At 50.7% G+C, this 6,000-nt stretch carries 5 protein-coding genes and 1 other annotated feature; all 5 genes read left to right on the forward strand.

Annotated features, from left to right (window positions below; genetic code table 11):
* Nucleotides 1-179 precede the first annotated feature (179 nt).
* The 5 genes from ACNA6I_RS00340 (at nt 180) to ACNA6I_RS00360 (ending at nt 5,810) form a co-directional block, all read left to right on the forward strand.
* On the forward strand, nt 180-1,502 hold the full coding sequence (locus ACNA6I_RS00340; RefSeq protein WP_048013499.1) for a GntP family permease: 1,323 nt from the start codon (nt 180-182) through the stop codon (nt 1,500-1,502).
* A 15-nt stretch (nt 1,503-1,517) separates the two neighbouring features.
* On the forward strand, nt 1,518-2,294 hold the full coding sequence (locus ACNA6I_RS00345; RefSeq protein WP_251527174.1) for a 3-hydroxybutyrate dehydrogenase: 777 nt from the start codon (nt 1,518-1,520) through the stop codon (nt 2,292-2,294).
* A 132-nt stretch (nt 2,295-2,426) separates the two neighbouring features.
* Nucleotides 2,427-2,644, forward strand: a binding site (T-box leader).
* A gap of 92 nt (nt 2,645-2,736) precedes the next feature.
* On the forward strand, nt 2,737-5,151 hold the full coding sequence (gene leuS / locus ACNA6I_RS00350) for a leucine--tRNA ligase (protein ID WP_048007398.1): 2,415 nt from the start codon (nt 2,737-2,739) through the stop codon (nt 5,149-5,151).
* A 59-nt stretch (nt 5,152-5,210) separates the two neighbouring features.
* Entirely contained in the window at nt 5,211-5,525 is a 315-nt protein-coding gene (locus tag ACNA6I_RS00355; protein WP_048007399.1) for a rhodanese-like domain-containing protein, read from the forward strand.
* 102 nt (nt 5,526-5,627) lie between these two features.
* On the forward strand, nt 5,628-5,810 hold the full coding sequence (locus ACNA6I_RS00360) for a sporulation protein Cse60 (protein WP_048007400.1): 183 nt from the start codon (nt 5,628-5,630) through the stop codon (nt 5,808-5,810).
* Nucleotides 5,811-6,000 lie beyond the last annotated feature (190 nt).

Consider the following 6,000-nt stretch of genomic DNA (forward strand, 5'->3'; position numbering starts at 1 on the left):
TCTGAAACGTGACAAGAAAGGGAAGGGAAACGCCGTACAGCCAAGAAATTCACACTAACTTTCCGAATAATAAAAAACTTGGCACGTTCCTTGCGAGTACATTATGTGAATGGGGAACAAAACCCGTTTTATGGGTGCGAAAATATGTAAACGATTACAAATACAAAGGGGGAGTAACAATGTTAAGTATGATCGGCCTTATTGGAGGACTCTTACTATTAATCTATTTAACGATGAAAGGCATGAATATCCTGGTTGTCGGTCCAGTGGCCGCCTTGTTTGTGGCTGTATTGAGCGGAATGCCTCTTTTCCCGCAGCTTGCTGCGGAAGGAGAAGCCGATCTTGTTACAAATTATATGGGTGGATTCACTGGATTCGTAGCTGCTTGGTATCTCATGTTCCTCCTCGGATCGGTATTCGGTAAGGTAATGGAAGACAGCGGGGCGGCCGATAGCGTATCCCGCTTTGTCGTTGATAAGATGGGGATGAAGTATGCAGTGCTTGCCGTCGTGGCATCCTGTGCGATCTTGACGTATGGCGGAGTCAGCCTGTTCGTCGTCGCTTTCTCTGTCTATCCTATGGCCCTCAGTCTGTTCAAACAGGCAGATCTTCCAAGGCGCTTCATCCCGGCTGCCCTGGCCCTCGGGTCTGTCACCTTCACGATGACGTCTGCCGGATCACCGGAAATACAGAACTGGATTCCGATTGAATATCTTGGAACAACTCCTTATGCCGGATGGGAAGTCAGTATCATCGTCGCGGTCTTCATGGCCACATTCGGCTACTGGTGGTTGAAACGCATGATCAAGAAAGCACTGGCCAAAGGAGAGCGTTTTGAAGCAAGAAAAGAAGATCCGATCATTGATGAAGGTCGACCACTGCCGAATCCGATCATGGGTCTGATCCCGCTCCTCGTCGTACTTGGACTATCCTTTGCCTTCCATGATTCGCTGAAGCAATCGGCGCTCATCATTGCCCTTCTTGGTGGGGTCATCACAACGTATCTTCTGAACAGGAAGTACTTCAAAGGCTTCTGGGGTGCGGTATCCGAAGGAACCGTCGGTGCACTGATCGCGATCGGGAACACGGCTGCCGTCGTAGGTTTCGGCGGGGTCGCCAAAGCGGTCCCTGCATTTGAAACAGCTGTTACGGCCATGACGAGCATTCCGGGATCTCCGTTGATCGGGGGAGCCATCGCCGTCAGCGTCATTGCGGGTATGACCGGATCATCCTCGGGCGGTCAGGCGATCGCATTGCCGCTGCTCGCGCCTCACTACATGGATATGGGCGTGAATCCGGAAGCACTGCACAGGGTCGTATCGATATCATCAGGGGCATTGGATTCTCTCCCCCACAATGGATATGTCGTCACGACCATCCGCTCCATCTGTAATGAGACCCATGAGGCCGCTTATGGGGCCGTAGGAGCATTGACGGTCATCGTTCCGCTCATTGGCGTCATCATCGCCATCGTTTTATTCTCTCTAGGTTTCGGTATCTAAGAAAGGAGTTTCATCATGGTAGAAAATAAAGTCGTATTCATCACAGGAGCTGCACAAGGAATCGGGTATGAGATCGGCAGGGAGTTCGCGGTCAAGGGAGCGAAGGTCGTCCTGACCGATCTTGATGAAAAGAAAGTGGAAGAAGCTGCAAGCTCCCTCAGGAAAGAGGGCTTCGAGGCTAAAGGCATCAAATGCGACGTGACGTCCGAAGAGGATATCCGCGGAGCAGTAGACAGTACGGTGGAGGCATACGGCCGGGTCGATGTACTGATCAATAATGCAGGGCTCCAGCATGTTGCCCATATCGAGGAATTCCCGACCGAAAAGTTTGAGCTGCTCATCAAAGTGATGCTTACCGCACCCTTCATGGCCATCAAGGCGGTATTGCCCCATATGAGGCATCAGCAGTGGGGGCGGATCATCAATATGGCCTCCATCAATGGCCTCATCGGCTTTTCCGGTAAGGCTGCGTATAATTCGGCGAAGCACGGCGTCATCGGTTTGACGAAGGTTGCTGCACTTGAAACGGCAGATCAGGGGATCACGGTCAACTCCGTATGCCCGGGGTATGTCGATACCCCCCTCGTCCGGAATCAGCTCGCAGACCTTGCATCCACAAGGGGAGTGGAGCTCGATAAGGTCGTGGAAGAAGTGATCTATCCCCTTGTTCCTCAGAAGCGGCTTCTCGATGTGAAGGAAATTGCGGATTACACGCTATTCCTCTGCAGTGACGCGGCAAAGGGCGTGACCGGTCAATCGGTCGTACTCGATGGGGGCTACACCGTCCAATAGAAGGTTGAAAGCGGCGTTCACCTGGCACACCGGGTGAACGCCGCTTTTCTCGTCATTTGGACCGGCAGAATAAAAAGGGCTTGCGTGAAGGTATACAATTGACTAAAATAGACCATATATATGATAGTACTATATGAGACGTTGATCAGGAGTAGTAATGATGAGTCCCGGAGCAGAGAGTTGACGGCTGGTGAAAGTCAATCGGAAGACCTCATGAACTCGCCTGTTGAGTCGCAGATCTGAATGGAGTAGGATCTGCCGTTTGCCGCGTTATGGTTGAATGAAGCTGAGTGCGCGTACACTAATGTGGGTGGTACCGCGGGAGTATAAACCAAACTCTCGTCCCAAATATCTTATTTGGGGCGGGAGTTTTTTGTATTTCAAGGCAATGGCCCCGATCTCCAGCTATCGAAGAAAGTAAAACCACTAAGGAGGTCTCACGATGAGTTTTAATCATAAGCAAGTCGAGACGAAATGGCAGAAACACTGGGAAGAAAACAAGACATTCAAAACGACGGAAGACCCTGGGAAGAAAAAATTCTATGCCCTTGATATGTTCCCATATCCGTCAGGAGCCGGGCTGCATGTAGGGCATCCAGAAGGCTTCACGGCCACGGATATCCTCTCAAGGATGAAGCGCATGCAGGGCTACAATGTCCTCCATCCGATGGGCTGGGACGCATTCGGCCTGCCGGCAGAACAATACGCACTGGATACGGGGAATGATCCTGCTGTCTTCACGGAGCAGAACATCAACAACTTCCGCAGACAGATCAAATCCCTCGGGTTCTCTTATGACTGGGACCGGGAAGTGAATACTACGGATCCTGATTATTATAAATGGACGCAGTGGATCTTCCTGAAGCTGTATGAAAAAGGTCTGGCATACGTGGATGAAGTAGCGGTGAACTGGTGCCCTGCTCTTGGTACGGTCCTTGCCAATGAAGAGGTCATCGACGGGAAGAGCGAACGCGGCGGCCACCCGGTCGAGCGCCGTCCGATGAGGCAGTGGATCCTTAAAATCACAGCCTATGCCGATCGTCTTCTCGAAGACCTGGACGATGTGGACTGGCCGGAGAGCATCAAGGATATGCAGCGCAACTGGATCGGACGTTCTGAAGGCGCGGAGGTTGTCTTCAACATCGATGGCCACGACGAATCGTTCGACGTATTCACTACCCGTCCCGATACGATCTTCGGCGCAACTTATGCAGTCCTTGCACCTGAGCATCCCCTTGTAGAGAAAATCACGACAGGGGAGCAAAAAGAGAAGGTAGAGGCGTATCTCGACAAAGTGAAAGCGAAGAGCGATCTTGAGCGTACGGATCTTGCCAAAGAAAAAACAGGTGTATTCACCGGTGCCTACGCCATCAATCCGGCGAATGGCAAACAAATGCCGATCTGGATTGCCGATTATGTTCTCATGAGCTACGGTTCAGGAGCCATCATGGCGGTACCTGCACATGATGAACGGGATTATGAGTTCGCAAAAGAATTCGGTCTTCCGATCATCGAAGTCGTCTCAGGCGGTGATGTCGACAAGGAAGCCTACACAGGTGATGGAGATCATGTCAACTCTGAGTTCCTCGATGGAATGGGGAAAGAAGAAGCCATCACGAAGGCAATTGCGTGGCTTGAAGAGAAGAATATCGGAACGAAAAAAGTGACCTATCGCCTCCGCGACTGGCTGTTCAGCCGTCAACGTTATTGGGGTGAACCGATTCCGATCATCCACTGGGAAGATGGCACGGCCACTGGAGTACCTGAAAGCGAGTTGCCGTTGATCCTTCCAAAGACGACGGAAATCAAGCCTTCAGGCACGGGTGAGTCCCCGCTTGCCAACATCAGCGACTGGGTGAACGTCACAGATCCTGAAACAGGTAAGAAGGGCCGTCGTGAAACGAACACGATGCCGCAATGGGCGGGAAGCTGCTGGTACTTCCTTCGCTACATCGATCCACACAACAAGGAAGCCCTTGCAGATGCCGAAAAGATGAAGGAGTGGTTGCCGGTCGATACGTATATCGGAGGCGCCGAGCATGCCGTCCTTCACCTTCTATACGCCCGGTTCTGGCATAAATTCCTTTATGATATCGGTGTGGTACCGACGAAGGAGCCGTTCCAGAAGCTCTTCAACCAGGGAATGATCCTAGGTGAAAACAACGAGAAAATGAGTAAATCCAAAGGCAACGTCGTCAACCCGGATCAAATCGTCGAGTCACACGGGGCAGACACGCTCCGTTTGTACGAAATGTTCATGGGGCCGCTCGAAGCGTCTGTCGCATGGAGCACAAACGGTCTTGACGGGGCGCGTCGCTTCCTCGACCGCGTATGGCGTCTCCTTGTTGAAGAAGACGGGAAGCTCAGCGGAAAGGTCACGGGCCGTCCGAATGAGAAACTCGACAAAACGTATCATCAAACCGTTAAAAAAGTGACTGAGGATTATGAAGGCCTCCGCTTCAACACGGGTATCTCTCAGCTCATGGTCTTCATCAACGATGCATACAAAGCCGATGAACTTCCAAGGGAATACGTCGAAGGATTCGTTAAACTCCTGTCTCCGATCGCTCCTCATATGGCGGAAGAGCTTTGGAGCAAGCTTGGGCATGAGGAGACCATTTCCTATGAAGCATGGCCGACGTTCGATGAGTCGAAACTCATCGACAATGAAGTGGAAATCGTCCTGCAAGTGAACGGAAAGGTCCGGGCAAAAGTGATGATCCCGACAGACATGAACAAGGAAGACCTTGAACAGCTGGCGAAGGATCATGAGGAAATCAAAGCCCAGATCGAAGGGAAAACGGTCCGTAAGGTCATCGCCGTGCCAGGTAAGCTCGTCAACATCGTAGCGAACTAATTTGTTTCCGGCAGCAGCTTTGCTATAATCATGGTACGAACCGTGAAAGGAAGATGATGATGCACGAAATCAAAACCATTACAACAGATGAACTTCAAAAGAAACTCGAAAACGGAGAAACGCTTGAGCTCGTCGACGTACGGGAAGATGAAGAAGTGGCCGGCGGCATGATCCCGGGCGCGCGACACATCAAGATGGGCGATATCCCTGATTCACTCGATCAGTTCGATACAGACAAGGAATATTTCCTGATCTGCCGTTCCGGTAACCGAAGCGGAAATGTGGCTCACTACCTTCAGGACCAAGGATACAAGGTCGTCAACATGGAAGGCGGCATGCTGGACTGGTCAGGTAAGACAGAACCAAAAAAATAAGCTGTTGAGAGGGCGTCCATGCGGGCGTCCTCTTTTTTGGGATCATTTGTTTGAATAGTAAGAAAAATGTCCATACTGGTATCAAAAACGGGAGTGGTGAACGTGATACAGGTAAAAGTGTTCGATTATGAGCATGAAAAGGATCTGGAACAGGATATGAACGGATTTTTAAAGGAACTGGATGAGAAGAAGATCGTGGATATCAAATACCATGTAGCCGCCCTGCCGGAAGATGATGAAGAACAGATCTACTGCTTTTCTGCCATGGTGATTTACAAAAAATAAAACAGAAGAGGCTGGGACAAACGTGTTTCAATCATAGTAAAACCCGAATGTATTTGCTTGCGGAAAGGCAAATACATTCGGGTTATTAAATTTATTCATGCTCATCTATATTTCATTGTTTCCAGCGGTTGATTGGAGTGCGAGACGAAGACCCTGCGGGTAGAGTAGCTGATGTGAGACCCCGCAGGCT

This window comes from Rossellomorea sp. FS2, from assembly GCF_047915635.1.
Taxonomy (GTDB): domain Bacteria; phylum Bacillota; class Bacilli; order Bacillales; family Bacillaceae_B; genus Rossellomorea; species Rossellomorea marisflavi_A.